Source organism: Arthrobacter sp. ov407, assembly GCF_900102895.1.
Taxonomy (GTDB): domain Bacteria; phylum Actinomycetota; class Actinomycetes; order Actinomycetales; family Micrococcaceae; genus Arthrobacter.
Genome location: NZ_FNGD01000001.1, coordinates 187,060 through 208,554, shown reverse-complemented (window position 1 = coordinate 208,554; position 21,495 = coordinate 187,060). Strand labels below are relative to the sequence as shown.

Here is a 21,495-nt window from a genome sequence, read left to right as displayed (position 1 = left end):
ACTTCAATGAACTACCAAGAAAACGAACCGCTACGGTACCGGGTTCCGCGCGTCGTAGCGCAGGAATCCCGACTGCAGGCGGGCTAATGTCCACGCCACGGCAATGCACAACACGCCACCAAGCAGCAGGACCCATCCCTCGTTCAAAAGTTTAGTCGCGCCGCCTGCCAGCATGTCCCCGATCCGGGGTCCGCCGGCTACCACTACTACGAACACGCCCTGCAGCCTGCCGCGCAGGTGGTCCGGGGTGGAGGCCTGCAGAATGGTGGTCCGGAAGACTCCGCTGACGGAATCCGCGATCCCGGCCAGCGCGCAGCACAGGGCGGCTGGCAGCAGCCACACGGTCACGCCATCGGCTCCGGAATGACGGGCAAGGACCACCACCAGGCCCAGCGCCGCGATTGAGGCTCCCCAGCCCATCACAGACCATACGACGGCGGCCCCCTGCCGGCGCACACGGCCCAGCGGACCCGAGAACACGCCGGCCAGGAACGCCCCCACGGCCGTGGAGGCCAGCAGGATGCCCACCGTGGCCTCGCCGCCGCCGATCATGACCGCACCAATTGCGGGCAGCAACGCCCGTGGCTGGGCAAAGATCATGGCCACGAGATCGATGACGAAGGTCATGCGAAGGTTGGGCCGGGTGCCAAGGAAGCGGAAGCCCTCGAGCATGGAACGCAGCCCGGCCGGCCTGGCGTGCTTTCCGGGCGGCATGGGCGGCAGCTTCAGCAGCGCCCAGAACGCGAATGCGAAGGTGACGACGTCGATCGTGTACGTCCAGCCGAACCCGATCCACGCCACGAGCACTCCGGCCAGCAGCGGGCCGGCCGTCATGGTCAGGCCGAAGGTCATCATGTTCAGGGCATTGGCCGCCGGCAGGAGCTCCTTGCGCACCAGGACGGCGATGATCGCGCTGCGAGCCGGCTGGTTGATGGCCTGGGCGCCGCTCTGCACCGCCACGATCGCGTACAGCAGCCACACGTTACCCACCTGCATCCACGCCTGGAGGGCCAGCGCCACGGTGCTGATCCAGAGGACGGAGGACGCCAGCAGGGCCACTGTGCGGCGGTCGTGGGCGTCGGCGATCGATCCGCCCAGCAGGCCGCCGAACACCAGCGGCACGAGGGCGAAGATGCTCAGCAGCCCCACGTAGAGGCTGTCCTGGGTCAGCCGGTAGACCTCGAGGCTGACGGCCACGAGCGTCAGCTGGCTTCCCAGCGCCGAGACGGCCGAGCCGAGCCACAAACGGCGGAAGGCGGGGCTTTCGCGCACGGGCGTGATGTCCGCCAGAAGATTCTCCACCGGGCAACTCTAGCGGCGGCCCGGGACGCACTGTGACGCGGCCGGAAATGTTAGCCCCGCCTTATTGTGAGGCAGTCATAATAAGTGTTTGAATGAGGGTATGACGGATTCCACGGGCACTCACGACGCATGGGCAGCGGCCCTGCGTGCCCACGGCCGCCGGGTGACCAAGCAGCGCCTGGCCGTGCTGGCCGCCGTCGAACATCACCCGCACTCGCCGGCGGACGCTATTCTTGCCGCCGCCCGGCAGGAATTGCCGGACCTGACCGCGCAGTCCGTCTATGTGGTCCTAGGGGATCTCACCGATCTGCACATGCTGCGCCGTTTCGAACCCCCGCACTCCCCCGCGCTGTACGAGACGCGGGTCGGAGACAACCACCACCATGCAGTGTGCATCAGTTGCGGCCGCGTGGAGGACGTCGAATGCGCCGTGGGCCACGCGCCCTGCCTGACACCGCACTGGGACGCGAACGCCAAGCCGATGACCATCCAGATCGCGGACGTTCTCTACCAGGGCATCTGCCAGGACTGCCAGCGCACCCAACAGCTTCCTTCCGAACGAAACTAAGAAACCCAACCAAAGGAGAACGATGACTGAGATCATCTCTGCGCCCGCCGTGTCCACGACACAGTCCGGTGCTCCCGTAACTTCCGACGCCCACTCCAAGTCCGTCGGCGCCGACGGCGCGATCATCCTGACCGATCACTACCTGATCGAGAAGCTCGCGCAGTTCAACCGCGAGCGCGTTCCGGAGCGCGTCGTGCACGCCAAGGGCGGCGGCGCCTTCGGTACGTTCAAGACCACCGAGGACGTCTCGAAGTACACCGCGGCCGCACTGTTCCAGCCCGGCACGGAGACGGACATGCTCATCCGCTTCTCCTCCGTCGCCGGCGAGGCGGGCTCCCCCGACACCTGGCGCGACCCCCGCGGTTTCGCCGTGAAGTTCTACACCACCGAGGGCAACTACGACCTCGTCGGCAACAACACGCCGGTGTTCTTCATCCGCGACGGCATCAAGTTCCCCGACTTCATCCACTCCCAGAAGCGCCTCCCCGGCACCCACCTGCGCGACGCCGACATGCAGTGGGACTTCTGGACCCTCTCCCCCGAGTCGGCCCACCAGGTCACCTGGCTCATGGGCGACCGCGGCCTGCCGGCGTCCTGGCGTGAAATGCAGGGCTACGGCTCGCACACCTACCAGTGGATCAGCGCCGAGGGCGAGCGGTTCTGGGTCAAGTACCACTTCAAGTCCAACCAGGGCGTCAAGTCCATGACCGGTGACGAGGCCGAGGCCCTGGCCGGCGCTGACGGCGACTTCTACATCCGCGACCTCCAGGAAAACATCGCCGCCGGCAACTTCCCGTCCTGGGACCTGCACGTGCAGGTCATGCCGTACGAGGACGCCAAGACGTACCGCTTCAACCCCTTCGACCTCACCAAGGTGTGGCCGCACGCGGACTACCCGCTGATCAAGGTCGGCACCATGGAGCTGAACAAAAACCCGGAGAACTACTTCGCGCAGATCGAGCAGGCCACCTTCGCGCCGTCGAACTTCGTGCCCGGCATCGCCGCTTCCCCGGACAAGATGCTGCAGGCCCGCATCTTCTCCTACGCGGATGCGCACCGCTACCGCGTCGGCACCAACCACGCCCAGCTCCCGGTGAATGCGCCCCAGAGCCAGGTCAACAACTACAGCCAGGACGGCGCCGGACGTTACCACTTCAACGCTCCGTCCGTTCCGGTGTATGCACCGAACTCCGTGGGCGGCCCGACTGCGGTTGAGCCTGGCGTTGCGGGCGGCGGCTGGGAGAACGACGGCGCGCTCACGCACTCCGCGCACTCCCTGCACGCCGAGGACAACGACTTCGGCCAGGCCGGGACGCTGTACCGCGAGGTGTACAACGACGGCGAGAAGGCCCGTCTGCTGGAGACCGTCACCGGCGCCGTCAGCGGCGTCAAGAACGCCAGCATCAAGGAACGCGCCATCCGGTACTGGACCAACGTCGATGCCGAGTTCGGCGCCAAGCTGCGCGCCAACCTCGGTGCCGGCCAGGTTGAGTCCGACGCCGAGGCCGCCAACAAGGTCTGATAGCTGCGTCGAACGTTGCCTGAAGGGCCGGCCGCTGTGAAGGCCGGCTGAACCGGCTGTCTGAGCCAATGGAATGCCTCGCCACGGACCCCCGTGGCGGGGCGTTCTGCCGTTATCCACATGGGTGCGCGTGCCGCTCGCCACCGTGCACTGCGGCTCCGTAGGATTTGGGCATGAGCGCATTCGCAGGCATTCCATTCGCAGGCATTCCAAGTGACGCCTTCCGGTTCTACGCCGATCTTGAACAGAACAACAACCGGGACTGGTGGCTGGAGCACAAGCCTGTCTACGACGCCGCGGTGAAAGAGCCGCTCACCCAGCTGCTGGCCGAGCTGGAGCCACGCTTCGGCCCGGCAAAGCTCTTTCGCCCTAACCGGGATGTCCGGTTCTCGCCGGACAAGTCGCCCTACAAGACCGCGCAGGGGGCCTTCGCCGCGGTGGATGAAGGGGTGGGCTTCTATATCCAGCTCAGCGCCGACGGCCTCCTGATTGGCGGCGGCTGCCACACCCACACCCCGGCCCAACTGGCACGCTTTCGCGGTGCCGTGGACGACCCAGCCAGCGGCGAGGCCCTGCAGGAGATCGTGCAGAAGGTCGAGGCAGCGGGGTTCGCGGTGGAGGGCGAACGCCTGAAGACCGTGCCGCGGGGCTTCGAGAAGGACCATCCCCGGGCGGAGCTGCTCAAGCACAAATCCCTCACGGCCGGGGTCAACGTGGGCCAGCCCGGCTGGCTTGCCGGACCCGGGGCGGTAGAGGAAGTGGCACAGCGCTGGGAGGATCTGCGTCCCCTCGTGGAGTGGGAGGGCCGCTACGCCGCTCCCTGAGGTCCGACTCAGATGTGCTGGCCGTCGGTGGCGAGGCGCCTGTCGAGGTTGTTGAAGAAGACCAGCATCATCAGTTCAAAGGCCTTGGTGGCTTCCTCGGGCTGGTTATTGACGACGAAATCGAACTGGAGCCCATAGAACGCGGCGGTGAACAGGCGGGCGTCGGTGTCCGCGAACTCCGGCTGGATGCGCTGGATGACGAGCCAGTCCCGGGCCTTCTCGTGCAGCATCCGGAAGTGCTCCTGGGCGGTGCCGCGCGGTACCGCGGCCACAACGTCCTGCGCTGTCGCCTCAAATTCAAGCCGGGCCAGGTGCCGGTTGCGCTGCGCCATCGTCCACTGCCAGGACTCCAGGAGGAAGGCCCGCCATGCGTCCCTGTCGATGTCCCTGACGTCGGTGGCACGGATGCTGTCCAGCCTGGATTCGATGCCGCGGATGATCTCGTTGATCAACTGTTCGCGGTGGCCGAAGTGGTACACCAGGACGTAGCTGCTGACGCCCAGCCCGTCGGCGAGGCTGCGGAACGTCAGCTCCGCCAGCGTCTTGTCCATGAGGTAGTCGAGAATCGCCGACAACAACTCTGATTTGCGTTCCGGTCTTGCTGGGCGGGCCATGTGTCCATCTTAGGGAGCACATGCCAAACGCCGAAGTCGCCGGAACCGTGCGAACACGCCGGAAGGTTCCAGCGAATTCGCACCGTTCCGGCGACTTCGATTATCGGGACGGGTGCTCCGGGGTCAGGAGCGGGTGAGCGCGTCCTCGTCGTCCTCCGCGGACGACCCGGCCGGTTCGGCCGCGTCGAGGGCGCTTTCCTTGCCCGGGCCGTTGACGGACGCGCGGGCCTCCGCGAACTTCTCGTTCAGCCGGGAGTGGCGCTGGCCGTAGGCGAAGTAGATCGCGACGCCGATCACCAGCCAGATTGCGAAGAAGATCCAGGTTTCCACGGCGAGGTTCGTCATGAGGTACAGGCACAGGACGGCAGAGACAATCGGAAGCACCTTGCCGAACGGGACGCGGAACGCCGGCTTCAGGTCGGGACGCTTCTTGCGGAGCACCAGGATGCCGAGGCTGACCATCACGAAGGCGGACAGGGTCCCGATGTTGATCATTTCCTCCAGCAGGTCCACGTTGGTCAAGCCGGCAACGAGTGCCACCCCGGCCCCGCAGATGATCTGGAGGCGGGCCGGCGTCCCACGCGCCGCGCTGGTCTTGGACAGCGAGCGTGGGAGCAGTCCGTCGCGGCTCATCGCGAGGACCACGCGGGACAGGCCCATGAGCAGCACCATGATGACGGTGGTAAGACCCACCAGGGAGCCAAAGGCGATGACCTTGGCGGCGTCGGTGTTGCCAACGGCCTCGAAGGCGGTGGTGAGCGTCGGGTTCTTGGCTTCGGCCAGCTTCGTGTAGGACACCATGCCGGTCAGGGCCAGCGACACCAGGATGTACAGCACCGTAACGATCGCCAGGCCACCGAAGATGCCGCGGGGCAGCGTCTTCTGCGGGTTCTTGACCTCTTCGGCCGAGGTGGCGACGACGTCGAAGCCGATGAAGGCGAAGAAGACCAGGGCGGCGCCGGCGAAGATACCGAGGGTTCCGTACTGGGCCGGGGCCGCACCGGTCAGGAAGCCGAAGAACGACTGCTTGAGGACATCCGCGGTTCCGGTGCCCCCGGTCGGCTCGGACGCCGGGACGAACGGGCTGTAGTTCTCGACCTTCAGGTACGTGAAGCCGACGACGATCACGAAGAGGACCACCGCGATCTTGATAAGCGTGAAGATGTTGCCGACACGGGCGGAGAGCTTGGTCCCGAGGACGAGCAGCACCGTGAAGATCGCAACAATCAGGAAGGCGCCCCAGTAGAGGTCGACGCCGCCCAGGGAGATCGACGGCGGAATGTCCACGCCCATGAGCGCAAAGACCTTACTGAGGTAGATGCCCCAGTACTTCGCGATCACGGCGCCGGCCGTGAAGAGTTCGAGGATCAGGTTCCAGCCGATGATCCACGCGAGGATCTCGCCCATGGTCGCGTACGTGAAGACGTAGGCCGAGCCTGCCACCGGGATGGCCGTGGCGAACTCGGCGTAGCACATGATGGCGAGCGCGCAGGTGACGGCGGCGATCGCGAAGGAGATGGTCACGGCGGGGCCGGCGAAATTCGCGGCGGCCTTGGCACCGACCGAGAAGATCCCGGCGCCCACGGCAACCGCGACCCCCATGATCATGAGGTCCCACGTGCTTAGCGAGCGCTTCAGCTTGCGTCCGGGTTCATCGGCGTCGGACATGGACTGCTCGATGGATTTGGTCCGGAAAAGGTTCATAGGAAAGTCCGCAATCTCGATAACTGGTTTGGAAACAGACCTATCCATCGTAGTGTCCATCCACTGGACGGCCCGATTTGTCCCACATAGTGAGACGGGTCTCAGACGGGCCAGTCCATCAGCGTCGAGCGGATCAGGAACCGCTTGCCTTCAGGCGCTTCGACCGAGAACCCGCTCCCCCGGCCCGGAACGACGTCGACAGTCAGGTGCGTGTGGCTCCAGTAGTTGAACTGCTCCCGGGACATCCAGAATTCGAGCGGCTGGGGCTGCAACCCGTCAGAGACGTCGAATAGGCCCAGCAGGACGTCCGAGTCCCCCGTGATGAATTCCCCTGCCGGATAGCACATCGGTGAGGAACCGTCGCAGCAGCCCCCGGACTGGTGGAACATCAGCGGCCCGTGCTGGAGCCACAGCTTTCGCAGCAGCTCCACGGCCTCGGGAGTGAGCGCCACCCGGGAGAAGTCCTCGCCGGGGCGGGTCACGGCGGCGTTGAGCCTGGTTTGGGTCATCGGGGGTCTCCCTGGCTGGTCCGGAAAGTGGTGCGGGCGGGGCGGATCGCTGCCGATCCGCCCCGCCCGGGTCAATGCGGCTTAGAAGAAGCCGAGCTTGTTTTCGTTGTAGCTGACCAGGAGGTTCTTGGTCTGCTGGTAGTGATCCAGCATCATGGAGTGGTTCTCGCGACCGATGCCGGAGGACTTGTACCCGCCGAACGCGGCACCGGCCGGGTAGGCGTGGTAGTTGTTGACCCACACGCGCCCGGCCTGAATCTCGCGGCCGGCACGGTAGGCAACGTTGCCGTTGCGGGACCAGACGCCGGCGCCGAGGCCGTAGAGGGTGTCGTTGGCGATCCCCATGGCGTCGCTGTAATCACTGAAGCGAGTCACGGACACCACCGGGCCGAAGATCTCCTCCTGGAAGATCCGCATCTTGTTGTGGCCCTCGAAAATGGTGGGCTGCACGTAGTAGCCGCCGGCGAGGTCGCCGGACAGTTCGGCGCGGGCGCCGCCGGTGAGCAGCTTGGCGCCCTCCTGCTTGCCGATGTCGATGTAGGAGAGAATCTTCTCCAGCTGGTCGTTGGAGGCCTGGGCGCCGAGCTGCGTCTCGGTGTCCAGCGGGTTGCCCTGGATGATTTTCTGCGTGCGGGCGATCGCGTCGGCCATGAAGGAGTCGTAGATGCCGTCCTGGACCAGGGCGCGGGACGGGCAAGTGCAGACTTCGCCCTGGTTGAAGGCGAAGAGCGTGAAGCCCTCCTGGGCCTTGTCGTAGAACGCGTCGTTGGTGTCGGCGACGTCGTTGAAGAAGATGTTGGGGCTCTTGCCGCCGAGCTCCAGGGTGACCGGGATGAGGTTCTGGCTGGCGTACTGGCTGATCAGGCGGCCCGTGGTGGTTTCGCCGGTAAAGGCGATCTTGCGGATCCGTGGGCTGGAGGCCAGCGGCTTGCCGGCCTCGACGCCGAAGCCGTTGACCACGTTGACCACGCCGGCCGGCAGGATGTCGCTGATGAGTTCCATCAGCACCAGGATCGAGGACGGGGTTTGCTCGGCCGGCTTCAGCACGACGGCGTTGCCGGCGGCGAGGGCCGGGGCAAGCTTCCAGACGGCCATGAGGATCGGGAAGTTCCAGGGAATGATCTGGCCGACGACGCCGAGGGGCTCGTGGTAGTGGTAGGCGGTGGTGTCGTCGTCGAGCTGGGAAAGCCGGCCCTCCTGGGCGCGGACGGCGGAAGCAAAGTAGCGGAAGTGGTCCGCGGCCAGCGGAATGTCGGCGTTGAGGGTCTCGCGGATCGGCTTGCCGTTGTCCCACGATTCGGCGACGGCGAGCATCTCGGTGTTCTCGTCGATCCGATCGGCGATCTTGTTCAGGATCGCGGCGCGCTCGGCCACGGAGGTCTTCCCCCAGGACGGTGCGACCTTGTGGGCGGCGTCCAGCGCCAGCTCGATGTCCTCGGCGGTGCCGCGGGCCACCTCGCAGAAAGCCTTGCCGGTCACCGGGGTGATGTTCTCGAAGTACTGGCCCTTGACTGGGGCAACCCATTCGCCGCCGATCCAGTTTTCATAGCGGTCTTTGAAGGTGACCTTCGAGCCCTCGGTACCGGGCTGGGCGTAAACAGTCATTGCTAGCTCCTTTGCTGTGCAAGATGGGGGCAGCAAGGCGCTTCCGGCCCCCGTTGCCACCAGCGTAGGCGCGCAAAGGTTGCAGTCAGGTTGCAACCGAAGTGAGCCCGGTCACTAGCCGGCCCGCCCGTCCTGCCGCGGCGGGTCAGGCGCTCAGTTCCCGGTCCAACCGTTCCAGATCGGCGACGACGGCGGCGCGCTTGGGTGAGCGCGGTGCCAGCAGCTTCAGCGCGGCGATGCGGACGTCGACGTCGTCCTTGGCCTCGGGCAGCGCTGCGTACTTCAGGAGCGATTCGGCGCTCCCGTCCGTCAGCAGGGCCTCGCGCATCAGCGCGGAGACCCTGGCCCGCAGCTTCACGATGCCGGGCGCCTCGGAGCGGGGCAGCACGGCGCCGCGGTAGATTTCCAGCGCTATCCGGTGGGCGCCGCGCTGCAGGCAGTCGAGCACCTGTCCGGCGTCGGCAACCAGGTCCAGCGGCAGGCGGTACGGGCGTGATTCCGGGACGGCACCGGGATGGAGTTGCTGAAGCACCTTGCGCAGCCGCACCATCTCCGCGCGCAGTGTCATGGTGGATGCCTCCCCGGGGTAGAGGAGTGCGCAGAGTTCCCCGGCATTCAGCCCTGCGGGGTGGGTGCTGAGCAGGGCCAGGATCTCGCTGTGCCGGGCGGACAGGGCCACGGTGCGGCCGTCAATGCTGAGCAGGGCCTGATCGCGGCCGAGCAACTGGAGGCTGTTGCGGTAGAGGCTGTTGGTCGCCGGCACCCCGGCCGTTTTCGGCGCCGAAGTCCGCCGCCGCGACGGCGCGGACTGCCCGGCTGCGGCGAGCTGCAGCCGTTCCACCCGCAGATGCGCCTGGGCCGCGGCGACCGTCGCCTCCACGAGCGACAGCGTATGCGGGGCCACGGCCGACTCCGTGCCGGTGATGTCCACGACCCCCAGCAGGGCGCCGGAATCAGGGTCGTGGAACGGCACAGCCGTGCAGCTCCACGGATGCACCGAGCGTTTGTAGTGTTCGGCACCGGAAATCTGGATTCCCCGGCCGAGGGCCAGCGCGGTGCCGGGGGCGCTGGTGCCGACTGTCGCCTCGGACCAGTCGGCGCCGGGGACGAACATCATGCCCTCGGCCCGGCGCTGCAGGGCGGCGTCGCCTTCCACCCAGAGCAGCCGGCCGACCTCGTCCCCCACGGCTACCAGCATTCCGCTGTCATGGCTCGGCAGGACCAAGAGCTTATGGATCACGGGCATGATGGCGGCCATCGGGTGCTGGCGGCGGTAGTCTTCGAGTTCCTCACGGTCCATGGCCAGCGGCGCCTCGGGGTTGTCCGGGTTGGCGTGAAGCTGCGCGGAACGCCGCCACGACTCCTGGATCAGGCTGCTGAGCCCAGGCAGTTGCAGGTTCTCGGGGGAAACGAGTCCCTGCGAGTCCAGTTCCTCGTGCCCGGCGCTGGCATGCTTTTGTCGCAGCGCTGTGGTGACCCCGCCTGCTGGCGGTAACAGTGCTGCCGGATGGACCAGATTCCTCATTGAACTCCCACCGGACGGGCTCTACGGCGTACCGAAGGCCGCCACGTCCGGCCCAGTCTAGTGGGCCTGCCAAGCACCCGCCAGAGCCGGGACCGTCCCCTGCTACCCGCGGCTACCCGCGCGAAATCTCGATCATGTCCTCACGGGGCACTACCTTGATGCGCTCCCGCTCGATCCCGATGGCGGACTGCGCCTCTGACCATTCGGCGCCGAGGGCGAGCTCGTGGGCATCGAGCTTGATCCACCCTTCCCACGTGGTGTACTCGATGCCGCGCTCCTGAAGCAGGTCGATGATGGCCTGCGGATCCGGGTTCTGCGCCGGCGGCAGGGTCAGCCGGTCCTCCAGCAGGAAGCCGATGGTCTCCAGCGCGTCGCCCTTGGTGTGGCCGATCAGCCCGACGGGCCCGCGCTTGATCCAGCCCGTGGCGTAGATTCCGGGCACGGCGTTTCCCTCGGCGTCGAGCACGCGGCCGCCTTCGTTCGGGACGACGCCGCGGCGGGCATCGTATTCCAGCTCATCCAGCGGCGAACCGTGGTAGCCGATCGCACGGTAGACGGCCTGGACCGGGTAGTCGAGGAACTCCCCGGTGCCTTTGACGTTCCCGGTGCCGTCCAGCTGCATGCGTTCGAACTTGATGCCGGCGACTTTGCCGGGGTTCGCGGCGTCGTCATGGATTTCGACGGGGCTGTGCAGGAAGTGCAGGTGCAGCCGGCGCGAGGACGGTTCCTCGGCCTCGGCATGCTCCTCGACGAGCCAGTTCGTCAGTGTGTTGACCATGGTCCGGATCTGGTTGTTGCTGCGAATAGCCTCGTCCGAGGCCTCGTCAAACTCGAAGTCCTCCGGATACAGGACGATGTCCACATCCTTGGCGTGGCTGAGTTCGCGCAGCTCCAACGGTGTGAACTTCACCTGGGCCGGGCCGCGGCGGCCAAAAACGTGGACGTCGGTGACCGGCGAATCCTTAAGAGCCCGGTAGACGTTGTCCGGGATTTCGGTGACCAGGAGCTCATCGGCGTGCTTGACCAGCATGCGGGCCACATCGAGGGCCACGTTGCCGTTGCCGATCACCGCAATCTCCTTGGCCTCCAGAGGCCACTCCCGCGGCACATCCGGGTGGCCGTCGTACCAGGAGACGAAGTCTGCCCCGCCGAAGGAACCCTCCAGGCCGATCCCGGGAATGTCCAGGTCCGCGTCCTTGATGGCTCCGGTGGAGAAGATGACGGCGTCGTAGAAGGCACGGAAGTCATGCAGCGTCAGGTCCCGGCCATAGGTGACGTTGCCGAGGAACCGGATGTCGCCGCGGTCCAGGACCTTGTGCAGCGCGTTGACGATCCCCTTGATCCGCGGATGATCAGGGGCAACCCCGTAGCGGATGAGGCCGTACGGTGCCGGATATGCCTCGAAGAGATCGATGCTGACCTGGACGTCGCCGTCTTTGACCTCATTGGACTTCGTCAGGATGTCCGCGGCGTAGACGCCGGCTGGACCGGCGCCAACAATCGCGACACGGAGGGGACGAGGGGATGTGGATTCGGCCGAGTTGGACACCGGGAGCCCTTCTAAGTCTTAGGGACAGCGCCAGTAGATACAGCGCACAGGCCCCTATTCTAAATGTCGCGGCTGGCTCGTGCTCCGATTGGCAGGAATAGGCGCCGCGCAGGCGGTGTTATGGGTTTTGTGTCTAAGCCCGAAGGATCCTTGTCCCCCGCCCCCCTGGCAGCGCCCAGCGCCTCAGCCGCTGCAGGCGGACCGGCGCCGGCCCGGCCGGCTGGACCGGCACCGGTAGACAAGGACACGACGGCGGGGATCCTGTTTGGCATCGGCGCCTACGGGCTCTGGGGGCTGCTCCCGCTGTACTTCTTCGTGCTGGCACCGGCCGGCGCCGTCGAAATCGTGGCCAACCGGGTGGTCTGGTCGCTGCTTTTCTGCGTCCTGCTGATTACGATCACCCGCTCGTGGCGGGTGCTCGGAGCCGCGTTCCGCAACCGCACGGTGATCGGGCCCCTGTCGATCGCGGCCGGACTGATCGCGGTGAACTGGCTGACGTATACCTACGGCGTGACCACCGGCCAGGCCGTCGAGGCCTCGCTGGGCTACTTCATCAACCCGCTGGTCTCCGTATTGCTGGGGGTCTTTGTCCTGAAGGAGAAGCTGCGGCCGTTGCAGTGGGCCGCCGTCGGCATCGGATTCGTTGCCGTCGGGGTGCTGACGGCCTCCTACGGCAAGCTCCCCTGGATCGCGCTGACCCTGGCGCTGAGCTTCGGCCTGTACGGATTCGTCAAAAAGCGCGTAGGCCCGCGGGCGGACGCGATCACGAGCCTCACCGTGGAGACGATCGTACTGGCGCCAATAGCGGCGGCCACGATGATCGTCCTTGCGGTCAGCGGGGCGGGAAGTCTGGCCTCAAACGGTGCGGGGCATTTTTGGCTACTGGTGGCGTCTGGCGTCATCACCGCCGTACCGCTGCTGTTCTTCGGCGCCTCTGCCCGCCGGCTGCCGATGACCACGATCGGCCTGCTGCAGTACTTCGCACCCGTCCTGCAGTTCATCGTGGCGCTCGCCGTGTTCAAGGAAGCCATGACGCTGGACCGCTGGATCGGTTTCGGCGTCGTCTGGCTGGCGCTGCTGCTGCTGACCGTGGACATGCTGCACACTGCCCGGAAGAACTCCGTAACCCGGAAATTGGCCCGGGCCGCCGCCTAGCGCCACTGCCCCGCATTACTGCCCTGCGTTACTGCCCTGCGTTACTGCCCCGGCGGCTTACTACCTGCGCACCACGGCCGCCGTGCATTAGTGTCATCATGAATGCACACGTTGGGGCGAAATTGAGGATTGCCGGTGCCAGAAGAGGATCGTGAAACTCCGGGCGGGCGCGACATCTCGTCCCTGGACTTCGACAGTAGCGGCATCTTGCGCCTCGAGTGGGCCCGGGGCGTCGTCATTGATGCCCCCAACGCCCAACTGGCCATGGACCGTGTCAATGAATTGTGCGGCGGCCGGTCCACGCCGCTGCTGATCGACATGGCCACCACGGAGTCCGTCAGCCGGGCCGCCCGGGCCGTGTTCGCCAAGCGCTGCGACGCCTCGGCAATCGCCCTCCTCGGCTCATCCGCCGTGGACCGGGTACTCGCCAACTTCTTCCTGGGCGTCAATTCGGCGCCGGTTCCGACACGCTTTTTCACCAACAGCGATGAAGCGGTCCGCTGGCTGACCGTGCAGGGCCATGACGGGGCGTGAGGACGACCGCCGCCTCGAGGAACTCGTGGACGGCATCGTCGTATTGTCCTCGGGCGATCTGTCGAACCGTCTGCCGGTCTCACCGGCACGGGACGGCATTGACGCCGTCACAACCGGCATCAACCTGTTGGCCGAAGAGCTCCAGAGCATGTACGAGGACCTGGAAGTCCGGGTCGCCGAGCGGACCGCGCTCCTGGAGGCGGCCAAAGCCGAACTCCGGCGCGTCATCAACACCGATGAGCTGACCGGCCTGGCCAGCCGCTCGCTGCTGCAGGAAAAGGTGGCCGCAGCCGTTGCCGGGGCCGGAACGGGACACCAGCCGGCCCTCATCCTGCTGGACCTCGATTCCTTCCGGCTCATCAACGACAGCCTCGGCCATGCCGCGGGCGACGCCGTGCTGCGCGAGGCGGCCCTGCGGCTTCGCGCGGCGGCCGGGGCCAGCCACCTGATCGCACGCCTCAGCGGCGATGAGTTCGCCGTGCTCGTCGCCGACCAGGACACGGAGTCCGTGCTGCAGATCGCGGCCCGGCTCGGCGAATCGCTGAAGGACAGGATCGTCGCCGGCGGTGTCGCGGTGGCCCTCACCGCCGGTACCGGTATCCGGCTGGGGGAACCTGGCCTGCGCAGCGAGGAACTCATCCGCGACGCCGACATCGCCATGCACGAGGCCAAGAAACGCGGCCGGGACTCCCTCCTGGTGTTTTCCGCGGCCATGCACGAGGCCGCCAAGCAGCGGGTCCACCAAGTGGCGGAGCTGAGGACGGCGCTGGCGACCGACCAGCTCGAGCTGGAATACCAGCCCATCATGGACCTGCGCACCGGAGCCATCGCCGGCGCCGAGGCCCTGATCCGCTGGCGCCACCCCGCCTTGGGCCTGCTGGCGCCGGATACCTTCCTCGACGCCGCCGACGAGGCCGGGCTCACCGTGGAAATCGGCCACTGGGTACTCCGGAACGCCATCGCGCAAACCGGCCGCTGGAAGTCCGATCCGGGGCTCCCGGCGGACTTCAGCACACACATCAATCTCTCCCCTGCGGACCTGCACCATGTCGATCTGGCGCCCTACGTCGAAAGCCTGCTGGCCCGGCACGGCGTCGATCCCTGCCATGTCTCAATCGAGATCACCGAAACCGCGATCATGCGCGGCGGCCCGGAAGTGGCAGCCACCATGAAGTCGCTGAATGATCTCGGCGTCCGGATCGAGATCGACGACTTCGGTACGGGCTATTCGTCCATCAGCTACCTGCGCACCCTCCCTGCCGCACAGGCAAAGATCGACAAGTCCCTGCTCGACGGACTAACCACAGACCGGCAACAGGAGTCATTCGTCGCGGCCATCCTGCAACTGATCCATTCGGCCGGACTGGGCGCCGTCGCCGAGGGCATCGAGGACCGGGAGCAAGCGGACAGGCTGCGGCAGCTGAACTGCGAATTCGGTCAGGGGTACTTCTTCAGCCGTCCACTGCCGGTGCCGGACATGACGGATCTGCTCGCGCACAGAGACGGTGCCATCGCGTGAGCGGACCCGTCCCGGCGGGCACGCGCAAAACGGGCACGCGCAAAACGGGCACGCGCAAAACGGGCACGCGTAAAACGGGCACGCGTAAAACGGGCACACGCAGGGCGGACATACGGCGGGCGGCGGACACGCTCCGGCTGGCAGCAAGGGTCGCGGCGCTGTCCCTGCACCGTCCCAGCCGCCCGGATCGGCGCTGGGATGCCTTCTGGCGCGGAGTGTCCCAAGGCTCCCTGAGCGAACCGATCATCTGGGATGCCGTCCCCTGCGCCGGGAACGAAGAGATCCGGCACCACCTGCAGGCAATGGCCGGCGCGATGGACACCAGCCTTCCCGTGGTCGACCTCGGCTGCGGGACCGGCGCCATCACACGGCGGCTGACCGAAGTCTTCCCCTCGGTCCTGGGCGTCGACGTCTCACCCGAGGCCGTGGCAGCCGCGCATTGCGCGCAACCGCCCGTCCCGGGCCTCAGTTTCCGGAGCCTGGATGCCACGCAGCCGGCCGCAGCAGCCGGGCTGGCACGCGAACTCGGCGACGCCAATGTCTTTGTCCGCGGCGTCTTCCATGTCCTTAGCCGGCGACGGCAGGCCCGCCTCGCAGGCTCCGTCGAAGCCCTCCTTGGCACCAGGGGACGGATCTACTTGGTCGAGACGAACGTCCCGGGCGGCGCGCTCAGCTACCTGCGGGAGCTGGGTGCAACGGGCGGGCAGATCCCGGGACCGCTCCGCCAGGCCATTTCCGCCCTGCCGAAACCGGGCCATTTCGGCCCCGGGCAACGCTCGCGCGTGTTCCCCGCGGACCGCTGGACCCTCATCGCGGAGGGTTCCACCGTCCTGAAGACAGCGCCGATGGAGGCCGGCGGACCGCCCGGCAGCATTCCCGCATACTGGGCGGTCCTGGCCCCGCGGCCCCAGACCTCCGGAAATCAGACCGCCGGGAAGGTATCCACTCGCTGGTAGTCGCGCGGGACCACGACCATCGGAACGGGGAGCGCCCGCAGCACCTTGAAGGCCGTGCTCCCGATGAACAGCTTGTACTTCTCCGCCAGACGGGATGACCCCACGATCATGACCTCGCCGTCGTCCCATTCCAGGTCGTCGATTGCTTCCTCGATCGTGCGCCCGTGGGCGACCTCCACAGTGACGTGGTGGCCCTCCGGCAAACGCTGCGCGGCGGCGGCCAGGACGGTGTTGGCGTGGATGTGGGCAGCGTTGACGTTTTCCCCGCCGTTCCCTTCGACATCCAGTTCCACGAGGGAGACCAGCCGAAGCGGCACTCCGCGGCGCTCGGCTGATTCGATCGCGACGTCGATCGCCGCCTCCGCTCCGACGCGCTGGCCCACGGCCAGGGTCAGACGCGTGACGGCTTCGGTCCGGCGGTAGCCGTGCGGCGCCAGTGCCACCGGAACCGGGGCGGCGTGCAGCAGGGCGTTGGCCACGTTGCCCACGGTGTGGCGCTTAAACAGGCCATGGCTTGCCGCACCCACCACAATCAGGCCCGCCCTGTACTCAAGTGCGGCATCGATCAGGCCGGCTGCGAACGAGTCCGCCTGGCGGACGTGGAAGTGCGCCTCCAGTCCCTCAGGGACCAGCTCCATTCCCTGACGTTCCGCGGAGAGGACCTGCTGCTCCGCGGCGCTTACCCGGTTTCCTTCCGGGTTCATCGCCACATAGGGCGTGTGCCGGTCCACCACATAGACCAGGTCGAGATGCGCTCCCTGCGCGCGGGCCATGGCCGACGCCAAGGCAACGGCGTCCGCGCCGCGTTCGGTGGGTGTATAGCCGACTACATATCGCATGTATGAACCCCTTATGGGTCTGTGGCAGACGCCAGCTGCGCCCCGGGGATTCCGGGCGACGTCGGCCGGGCTGCGTTCCTGCAGTGGATAGGAACGACTCTAGTCCAGCAGGCCCCGAAAGGGGGTGACTAATGGCACTGAGCAGCACAATCTTCCGGTGCCTGCGCAGGAAGCAACGACAGGAGCCGCGGACGATGTGTCCGCGGCTCCTGTCGTTGTGTCCCCAGTTGTTCGGGCAAGACCGCTCGCCGGGAAGGGACTGCCTTCCCGGCAGCTCATGGGGGTGTGGGCTAGACGTTGGCCTTGATGGCCGCGGCCAGGACCCCGAGGCCGTCCAGCAGCAGCTCATCGCTGATCACCAGCGGCGGCAGCAGCCGGATGACGTTGCCGTAGGTGCCGCAGGTGAGGATGATGACGCCCTCCTTGAGGCAGGCTGCGGCGACGGCCTTGGTCAGCTCCGGGTTCGGCTCCTTGGAACCGGCCTGGACGAGTTCAATGGCCAACATGGCGCCGCGGCCGCGAACGTCACCGATCACGGGCTGCTCAGCTGCGAGTTCGCGCAGCTTGCCGAGGGCGATCTCCTCGATGTGCTTGGCGCGGCCGTTGAGGTCGTACTGCTCCATCGAGCCGATCGAGGCCAGCGCGGCCGCACACGCCACCGGGTTGCCGCCGTACGTGCCGCCGAGGCCGCCCGGGTGGACGGCGTCGAGGAGGTCGGCGCGGCCGGTGATGGCAGAGAGCGGCATGCCGCCGGCGATGCCCTTGGCCATGGTGATGATGTCCGGGACAACACCTTCGTGGTTGACGGCGAACCATTCGCCGGTGCGGCAGAAGCCGGACTGGACCTCGTCGGCGATGAAGACGATGCCCTTGTCCTTGGCCCAGTCCGCCAGCGCGGGCAGGAACCCGTCGGCGGGGACAATGAAGCCGCCTTCGCCCTGGATCGGTTCGATGATGATCGCGGCCACCTGCTCGCCGCCGATCTGCTTCTCGATCATGGTGATGGCGCGCTTGGCGGCCTCGGCACCGGTGATCTCCGGGTTTTCCTCGCGGAACGGGTAGCTCATCGGCATGCGGTAGACCTCGGGCGCGAACGGGCCGAAGTTGGTCTTGTACGGCATGGCCTTGGCGGTCAGCGCCATGGTCAGGTTGGTGCGGCCGTGGTAGGCGTGGTCGAACGCGACGACGGCGTCCCGGCCGGTGGCCAGGCGGGCCACCTTCACGGCGTTTTCGACAGCCTCGGCGCCGGAGTTGAACAGCACCGTGCGCTTTTCGTGGTCGCCCGGGGTCAGGCGGTTCAGCTGCTCGGCCACGGCGACATAGCCCTCGTACGGGGTGACCATGAAGCAGGTGTGGGTGAAGTGCTCCACGGCCTCCTTCACGGCGCCGACGACGGCGGGGTCCGAGGCGCCGACGCTCGTCACCGCGATGCCGGAGCCGAGGTCGATGAAGGAGTTGCCGTCGACGTCGTGGATGATGCCGCCGTCGGCGTCGGCCACGAACACCGGGACGCTGGACGCGACGCCGGCGGCGACGACCGCCTTGCGGCGCTCGGTCAGGGCAACGGACTTGGGGCCCGGGAAGTCGGCCTGGACGCGGCGTTTCTGCTCGAGCCGGTAGGTGATGTCATGCGCTGTGGTGGTCATGGGAAAGCCTTTCTAAGCGTGCGGTTGAGGCGCGCCAGTTATGCGTCAGGTTGAGTTAGGCAGCCGCGTTATGCGTCGAGCGCGCTCATGACGTGCTTGATGCGGGTGTAGTCCTCGACGCCGTACATGGACAGGTCCTTGCCGTAGCCGGACTGCTTGAAGCCTCCGTGCGGCATTTCGGCGGTGAGGAGAATGTGGGTGTTGATCCAGACGGCGCCGAAGTCGAGGTCCCGGCTCAGGCGCATCGCGGTGCCGTGGTTCGTCGTCCAGACGCTGGAGGCCAGGGCGTACTCGACGTCGTTGGCCAATTCCACTGCCTCGTCCTCGGTGCTGAACTTCTGCACCGTGATAACCGGGCCGAACGTTTCCTTCTGGACGATGTCATCGGTCTGCTTGGCGCCGGTGACAATCGTGGGTTCGAAGAAGAAGCCCTTCTCGCCCGCGCGGTGGCCGCCGGTCTCGATCTTGCAGTTCGCCGGCAGGTGTTCGACAACGGACGTGACCGCGTTGAAGTGGTTGACGTTGTTCAGTGGGCCGAAGTAGTTGTCCTCGTCGTTCTGCGAGCCCGTGTGCAGGGTCTTGGTGTGCTCCACCATGGCGGCGACAACGTCGTCGTGCACCGAATCCTGGACCAGGACCCTGGTGATCGCCGTGCAGTCCTGGCCAGCGTTGAAGAAGGCGAACTCGGCGATCGCCGCGGCGCTCTTCTTGATGTCGGCGTCGGCGAACACAATGGCCGGTGCCTTGCCGCCGAGCTCCAGGTGGGCGCGCTTGAGTCCCTTGGCGGCGCCCGAGGCGACGGCGATGCCGGCGCGGACGGAACCGGTGATGGAGACCAGGCCGGGGACCTTGTGCTCCACCATCATGGCGCCGGTTTCGCCGGTGCCCAGGACAACGTTCAGCACGCCGGCCGGGAAGATCTCACCGGCGAGCCGGGCCAGCACCAGGGTGGATTCCGGGGTGGTGTCTGAGGGCTTGAGGACCACGGTGTTGCCGGCGGCCAGGGCGGGCCCGATCTTCCAGATGGCCATGAGGAACGGGTAGTTCCACGGGGCGACCTGGGCCACGACGCCGATCGGCTCGCGGCGCACGTAGGAGGTGTGGCCTTCGAAGTACTCGCCGGCGGACTTGCCTTCCATGATGCGGGCGGCGCCGGCGAAGAAGCGCAGCTGGTCGGCGCCCGCGGCCACTTCCTCGGAGGCGATCAGGGAGCGGACCTGGCCGGTGTTGCGGTGCTGGGCCTCCACGAGCTCGTCGCTGTTGGCCTCGACGGCATCCGCGAGCTTGAGCAGCATGAGCTGCCGCTGCCCGGGCGTGGTGTGCTTCCAGGTCTTGAAGGCGTCCTTGGCGGCCGTCATGGCGGCGTCGACGTCGGCCTGCACCGAGATCGGTGCCTGCGCCACCACGTCGCCGTTGCTGGGGTTCACGATGGGCAGCAACCCTGTGCCGGCGGGGGTGACAAACTCGCCGTTGATGAAGTTCTGCAAGGTTTGAACCACGGTGTACAACCTCTTTCTTACTGCCAATGACGGATGTGTGACTGGTCACGAGCCTATGCCAGCAGGGCAAACCTGGGAATAGGCACCTGCACACCATGCCCGGGAAGCTTTAGTGCGCTTGACCAGCACCCGGCTATCCTGAATCCATGGCCATTTCACTCGCCGCCCTGCTGGGAGTTCCGTCCCTGAATCTCACCAAGGCCGGCCTCGCCGAAACCACCTGGCACCAGGACATTCTCTGGGTGGCCGTCACCGAACAGGAGGATCCGCAGCGCTTCCTCAACGGCGGCGAACTGATCCTGACGACGGGGATGCGGCTCAAGAGCGCCGCGGAGCAGCGCCGGTTCGTGCGTCAGGTCCAGCGGGCGGGGGCGGTGGGAATCGGGTTCGGGGTCGGCCTGACCCATGACGCCGTGCCGCCGGCCCTGATCGCCGAGGCCAACCGGTGGGGGCTGCCGGTGGTTGAAGTGCCCTACGAGACGCCCTTCATCGCGATCGGAAAGCTCGTTGCCGACGCCCAGTCCGCGGACCATCTGGTCAAGCTCGAGCGGCTCATCGCCGGGCACCAGATCCTGGCCCGCGCCTTGCTGACCGGCGGAGGCCTCGGCGAACTCCTGAAACACCTGGGGTCGATGCTGCGCACCGAGATCGTCCTGACCCAGTTCACCGCCCAGCTGTACAACAGCGTGACCGGCCACCCCGCGCCCAAGGCCGAGGGCTGGGCGTCCTACCCCATCCCCACGGGTCGCCGCGACGCCTGCACCCTGTGGGTGAAGCAGCCGTTCGAGGACTCAGGCATCGTGGGCTACGCCCAAAACCTGATCAGTGTTGAGCTCAACAACATGGTCAAGCAGCGCCAGGCCCAGCGGGCGTTGGCGGGCCAGGTCCTCGACGACGTCATCCACGGGACGCTGGAGGCGTCCGAAGCCACCCGGCGCCTCGCCGGGGTCGGAATCAACAGCACCCGCAAGAACGTGGTCCTGCTCGCCGAATCCGCCGCCCACCAGAAACAGCTGGGGAGTTCGTCCCTGCCCCAGCCGCTCGGGGCGGCGGTAAGCGCCGTCGTCGGGAAGGACCTTGTGGTGGTGATGCACGACGACGGCAGCGGCGCCAGCGCCCTCGCCCGCAGCCTCAGCGACCACCTGGCCGAGGCCGGGATCCACGCGACGATCGGCATTGGCGGGGCCTACACCAAGCCCAACGGCCTGCGCTGGAGCTACTTCGAGGCACGCGACGCGGCCAGCCACGGCCTGCCGGTCAACGAGCCCGAGCGGCTGAGCCTGACCTCGCTGCTGCTGGCCAGTGAAGACGTTCCGTTGGCGGACATGGCCAACGAATCGCTCAACCCGCTGCGGGCCTTTGACGCGGCACACGGCGCCGAACTCATGGCCACGCTGGAAAGCTACCTCGGCAACAACGGCTCGGTGGCGGCCGTCGCCGAGGAACTCACCCTGCACCGCAACACTGTCCGCTACCGGTTGGCCCAGATCACCGAACTCACCGGATACGACCCCGCTCAGACAGCGGACCGGGTGCAGCTCTGGCTCGCGCTGGCAGTGCAGCGGCTCGGCGCCCGGCACCCGCGCTGACCACCGCGGCGCCCGCACCGGCACGCTTTCCGGCAC

General features: G+C 66.9%; 18 protein-coding genes. 8 read left to right on the top strand and 10 right to left on the bottom strand.

Features of this window, described 5'->3' with window-relative positions; all coding sequences use genetic code 11:
- Positions 1–30: 30 nt before the first annotated feature.
- Positions 31–1,302: an MFS transporter gene (locus BLS42_RS00930; RefSeq protein WP_090575052.1), complete on the bottom strand. Its 1,272-nt coding sequence runs from the start codon at positions 1,300–1,302 to the stop codon at positions 31–33.
- A gap of 100 nt (positions 1,303–1,402) precedes the next feature.
- Between BLS42_RS00930 and BLS42_RS00925 the strand changes: the two genes are divergently transcribed.
- The 3 genes from BLS42_RS00925 to BLS42_RS00915 all read left to right on the top strand — a co-directional run bounded on the left by BLS42_RS00925 (position 1,403) and on the right by BLS42_RS00915 (position 4,216).
- Complete coding sequence (locus BLS42_RS00925; RefSeq protein WP_090575049.1) at positions 1,403–1,870, top strand: Fur family transcriptional regulator; 468 nt, start codon at positions 1,403–1,405, stop codon at positions 1,868–1,870.
- A gap of 22 nt (positions 1,871–1,892) precedes the next feature.
- Positions 1,893–3,392: a catalase gene (locus tag BLS42_RS00920; protein ID WP_090575046.1), complete on the top strand. Its 1,500-nt coding sequence runs from the start codon at positions 1,893–1,895 to the stop codon at positions 3,390–3,392.
- Positions 3,393–3,565: 173 nt separating this feature from the next.
- On the top strand, positions 3,566–4,216 hold the full coding sequence (locus BLS42_RS00915; RefSeq protein WP_090575043.1) for a DUF2461 domain-containing protein: 651 nt from the start codon (positions 3,566–3,568) through the stop codon (positions 4,214–4,216).
- A gap of 8 nt (positions 4,217–4,224) precedes the next feature.
- Here the strand turns inward: BLS42_RS00915 and BLS42_RS00910 are convergent, their stop codons facing one another.
- The 6 genes from BLS42_RS00910 to BLS42_RS00885 form a co-directional block, all read right to left on the bottom strand.
- Entirely contained in the window at positions 4,225–4,830 is a 606-nt protein-coding gene (locus tag BLS42_RS00910; protein ID WP_090575041.1) for a TetR/AcrR family transcriptional regulator, read from the bottom strand.
- A 123-nt stretch (positions 4,831–4,953) separates the two neighbouring features.
- A complete protein-coding gene (locus tag BLS42_RS00905) occupies positions 4,954–6,534 on the bottom strand; it encodes an amino acid permease (RefSeq protein ID WP_090575038.1) in 1,581 nt (526 codons plus the stop codon).
- A gap of 101 nt (positions 6,535–6,635) precedes the next feature.
- Entirely contained in the window at positions 6,636–7,043 is a 408-nt protein-coding gene (locus BLS42_RS00900) for a DUF779 domain-containing protein (protein WP_090575035.1), read from the bottom strand.
- Positions 7,044–7,124: 81 nt separating this feature from the next.
- Positions 7,125–8,648, bottom strand: a complete 1,524-nt coding sequence (locus tag BLS42_RS00895) for an acetaldehyde dehydrogenase ExaC (protein ID WP_090575032.1) — start codon at positions 8,646–8,648, stop codon at positions 7,125–7,127.
- Positions 8,649–8,793: 145 nt separating this feature from the next.
- On the bottom strand, positions 8,794–10,173 hold the full coding sequence (locus BLS42_RS00890; protein WP_090575030.1) for a GAF domain-containing protein: 1,380 nt from the start codon (positions 10,171–10,173) through the stop codon (positions 8,794–8,796).
- 112 nt (positions 10,174–10,285) lie between these two features.
- On the bottom strand, positions 10,286–11,722 hold the full coding sequence (locus tag BLS42_RS00885; RefSeq protein ID WP_090575027.1) for an FAD-dependent oxidoreductase: 1,437 nt from the start codon (positions 11,720–11,722) through the stop codon (positions 10,286–10,288).
- 120 nt (positions 11,723–11,842) lie between these two features.
- On the opposite strand from BLS42_RS00885, the gene rarD reads away from it, so the two are divergent.
- From rarD to BLS42_RS00865, 4 genes are all read left to right on the top strand, one after another.
- A complete protein-coding gene (rarD, locus tag BLS42_RS00880) occupies positions 11,843–12,877 on the top strand; it encodes an EamA family transporter RarD (protein ID WP_090575023.1) in 1,035 nt (344 codons plus the stop codon).
- Positions 12,878–13,006: 129 nt separating this feature from the next.
- Positions 13,007–13,411 (top strand): DUF7793 family protein, encoded by a 405-nt coding sequence (locus BLS42_RS00875; RefSeq protein WP_090575020.1) that lies wholly within the window; start codon positions 13,007–13,009, stop codon positions 13,409–13,411.
- On the top strand, positions 13,398–14,930 hold the full coding sequence (locus BLS42_RS00870) for a putative bifunctional diguanylate cyclase/phosphodiesterase (RefSeq protein ID WP_090575017.1): 1,533 nt from the start codon (positions 13,398–13,400) through the stop codon (positions 14,928–14,930). The genes BLS42_RS00875 and BLS42_RS00870 overlap by 14 nt, the downstream gene beginning before the upstream one ends.
- Positions 14,927–15,886: a class I SAM-dependent methyltransferase gene (locus BLS42_RS00865; RefSeq protein ID WP_143019125.1), complete on the top strand. Its 960-nt coding sequence runs from the start codon at positions 14,927–14,929 to the stop codon at positions 15,884–15,886. Before BLS42_RS00870 ends, BLS42_RS00865 begins: the two co-directional genes overlap by 4 nt.
- Here the strand turns inward: BLS42_RS00865 and BLS42_RS00860 are convergent.
- The 3 genes from BLS42_RS00860 to BLS42_RS00850 all read right to left on the bottom strand — a co-directional run bounded on the left by BLS42_RS00860 (position 15,853) and on the right by BLS42_RS00850 (position 19,870).
- Complete coding sequence (locus tag BLS42_RS00860; RefSeq protein WP_090575012.1) at positions 15,853–16,725, bottom strand: universal stress protein; 873 nt, start codon at positions 16,723–16,725, stop codon at positions 15,853–15,855. The genes BLS42_RS00865 and BLS42_RS00860 overlap by 34 nt on opposite strands.
- Before the next feature lie 290 nt (positions 16,726–17,015).
- Positions 17,016–18,371 carry a 4-aminobutyrate--2-oxoglutarate transaminase gene (gene gabT, locus BLS42_RS00855; RefSeq protein WP_090575009.1) on the bottom strand — a complete coding sequence of 452 codons (1,356 nt, stop codon included), beginning with the start codon at positions 18,369–18,371 and terminating at the stop codon, positions 17,016–17,018.
- 68 nt (positions 18,372–18,439) lie between these two features.
- A complete protein-coding gene (locus BLS42_RS00850; RefSeq protein ID WP_090576017.1) occupies positions 18,440–19,870 on the bottom strand; it encodes a gamma-aminobutyraldehyde dehydrogenase in 1,431 nt (476 codons plus the stop codon).
- A 146-nt stretch (positions 19,871–20,016) separates the two neighbouring features.
- Here BLS42_RS00850 and BLS42_RS00845 point away from each other — a divergent pair, with 146 nt between their 5' ends.
- Positions 20,017–21,459 (top strand): PucR family transcriptional regulator, encoded by a 1,443-nt coding sequence (locus BLS42_RS00845; RefSeq protein ID WP_090575006.1) that lies wholly within the window; start codon positions 20,017–20,019, stop codon positions 21,457–21,459.
- The last annotated feature ends 36 nt before the right edge of the window (positions 21,460–21,495 follow it).

Excerpts from the sequence above, each read along its gene's own strand:
- BLS42_RS00925 (WP_090575049.1), top strand. The coding sequence starts at position 1,403 with ATGACGGATTCCACGGGCACTCACGACGCATGGGCAGCGGCCCTGCGT.
- BLS42_RS00920 (WP_090575046.1), top strand. The coding sequence starts at position 1,893 with ATGACTGAGATCATCTCTGCGCCCGCCGTGTCCACGACACAGTCCGGT.
- BLS42_RS00915 (WP_090575043.1), top strand. The coding sequence starts at position 3,566 with ATGAGCGCATTCGCAGGCATTCCATTCGCAGGCATTCCAAGTGACGCC.
- BLS42_RS00910 (WP_090575041.1), bottom strand. The coding sequence starts at position 4,830 with ATGGCCCGCCCAGCAAGACCGGAACGCAAATCAGAGTTGTTGTCGGCG.
- BLS42_RS00905 (WP_090575038.1), bottom strand. The coding sequence starts at position 6,534 with ATGAACCTTTTCCGGACCAAATCCATCGAGCAGTCCATGTCCGACGCC.
- BLS42_RS00900 (WP_090575035.1), bottom strand. The coding sequence starts at position 7,043 with ATGACCCAAACCAGGCTCAACGCCGCCGTGACCCGCCCCGGCGAGGAC.
- BLS42_RS00895 (WP_090575032.1), bottom strand. The coding sequence starts at position 8,648 with ATGACTGTTTACGCCCAGCCCGGTACCGAGGGCTCGAAGGTCACCTTC.
- BLS42_RS00890 (WP_090575030.1), bottom strand. The coding sequence starts at position 10,173 with ATGAGGAATCTGGTCCATCCGGCAGCACTGTTACCGCCAGCAGGCGGG.
- rarD (WP_090575023.1), top strand. The coding sequence starts at position 11,843 with ATGGGTTTTGTGTCTAAGCCCGAAGGATCCTTGTCCCCCGCCCCCCTG.
- BLS42_RS00870 (WP_090575017.1), top strand. The coding sequence starts at position 13,398 with ATGACGGGGCGTGAGGACGACCGCCGCCTCGAGGAACTCGTGGACGGC.
- BLS42_RS00860 (WP_090575012.1), bottom strand. The coding sequence starts at position 16,725 with ATGCGATATGTAGTCGGCTATACACCCACCGAACGCGGCGCGGACGCC.
- gabT (WP_090575009.1), bottom strand. The coding sequence starts at position 18,371 with ATGACCACCACAGCGCATGACATCACCTACCGGCTCGAGCAGAAACGC.
- BLS42_RS00845 (WP_090575006.1), top strand. The coding sequence starts at position 20,017 with ATGGCCATTTCACTCGCCGCCCTGCTGGGAGTTCCGTCCCTGAATCTC.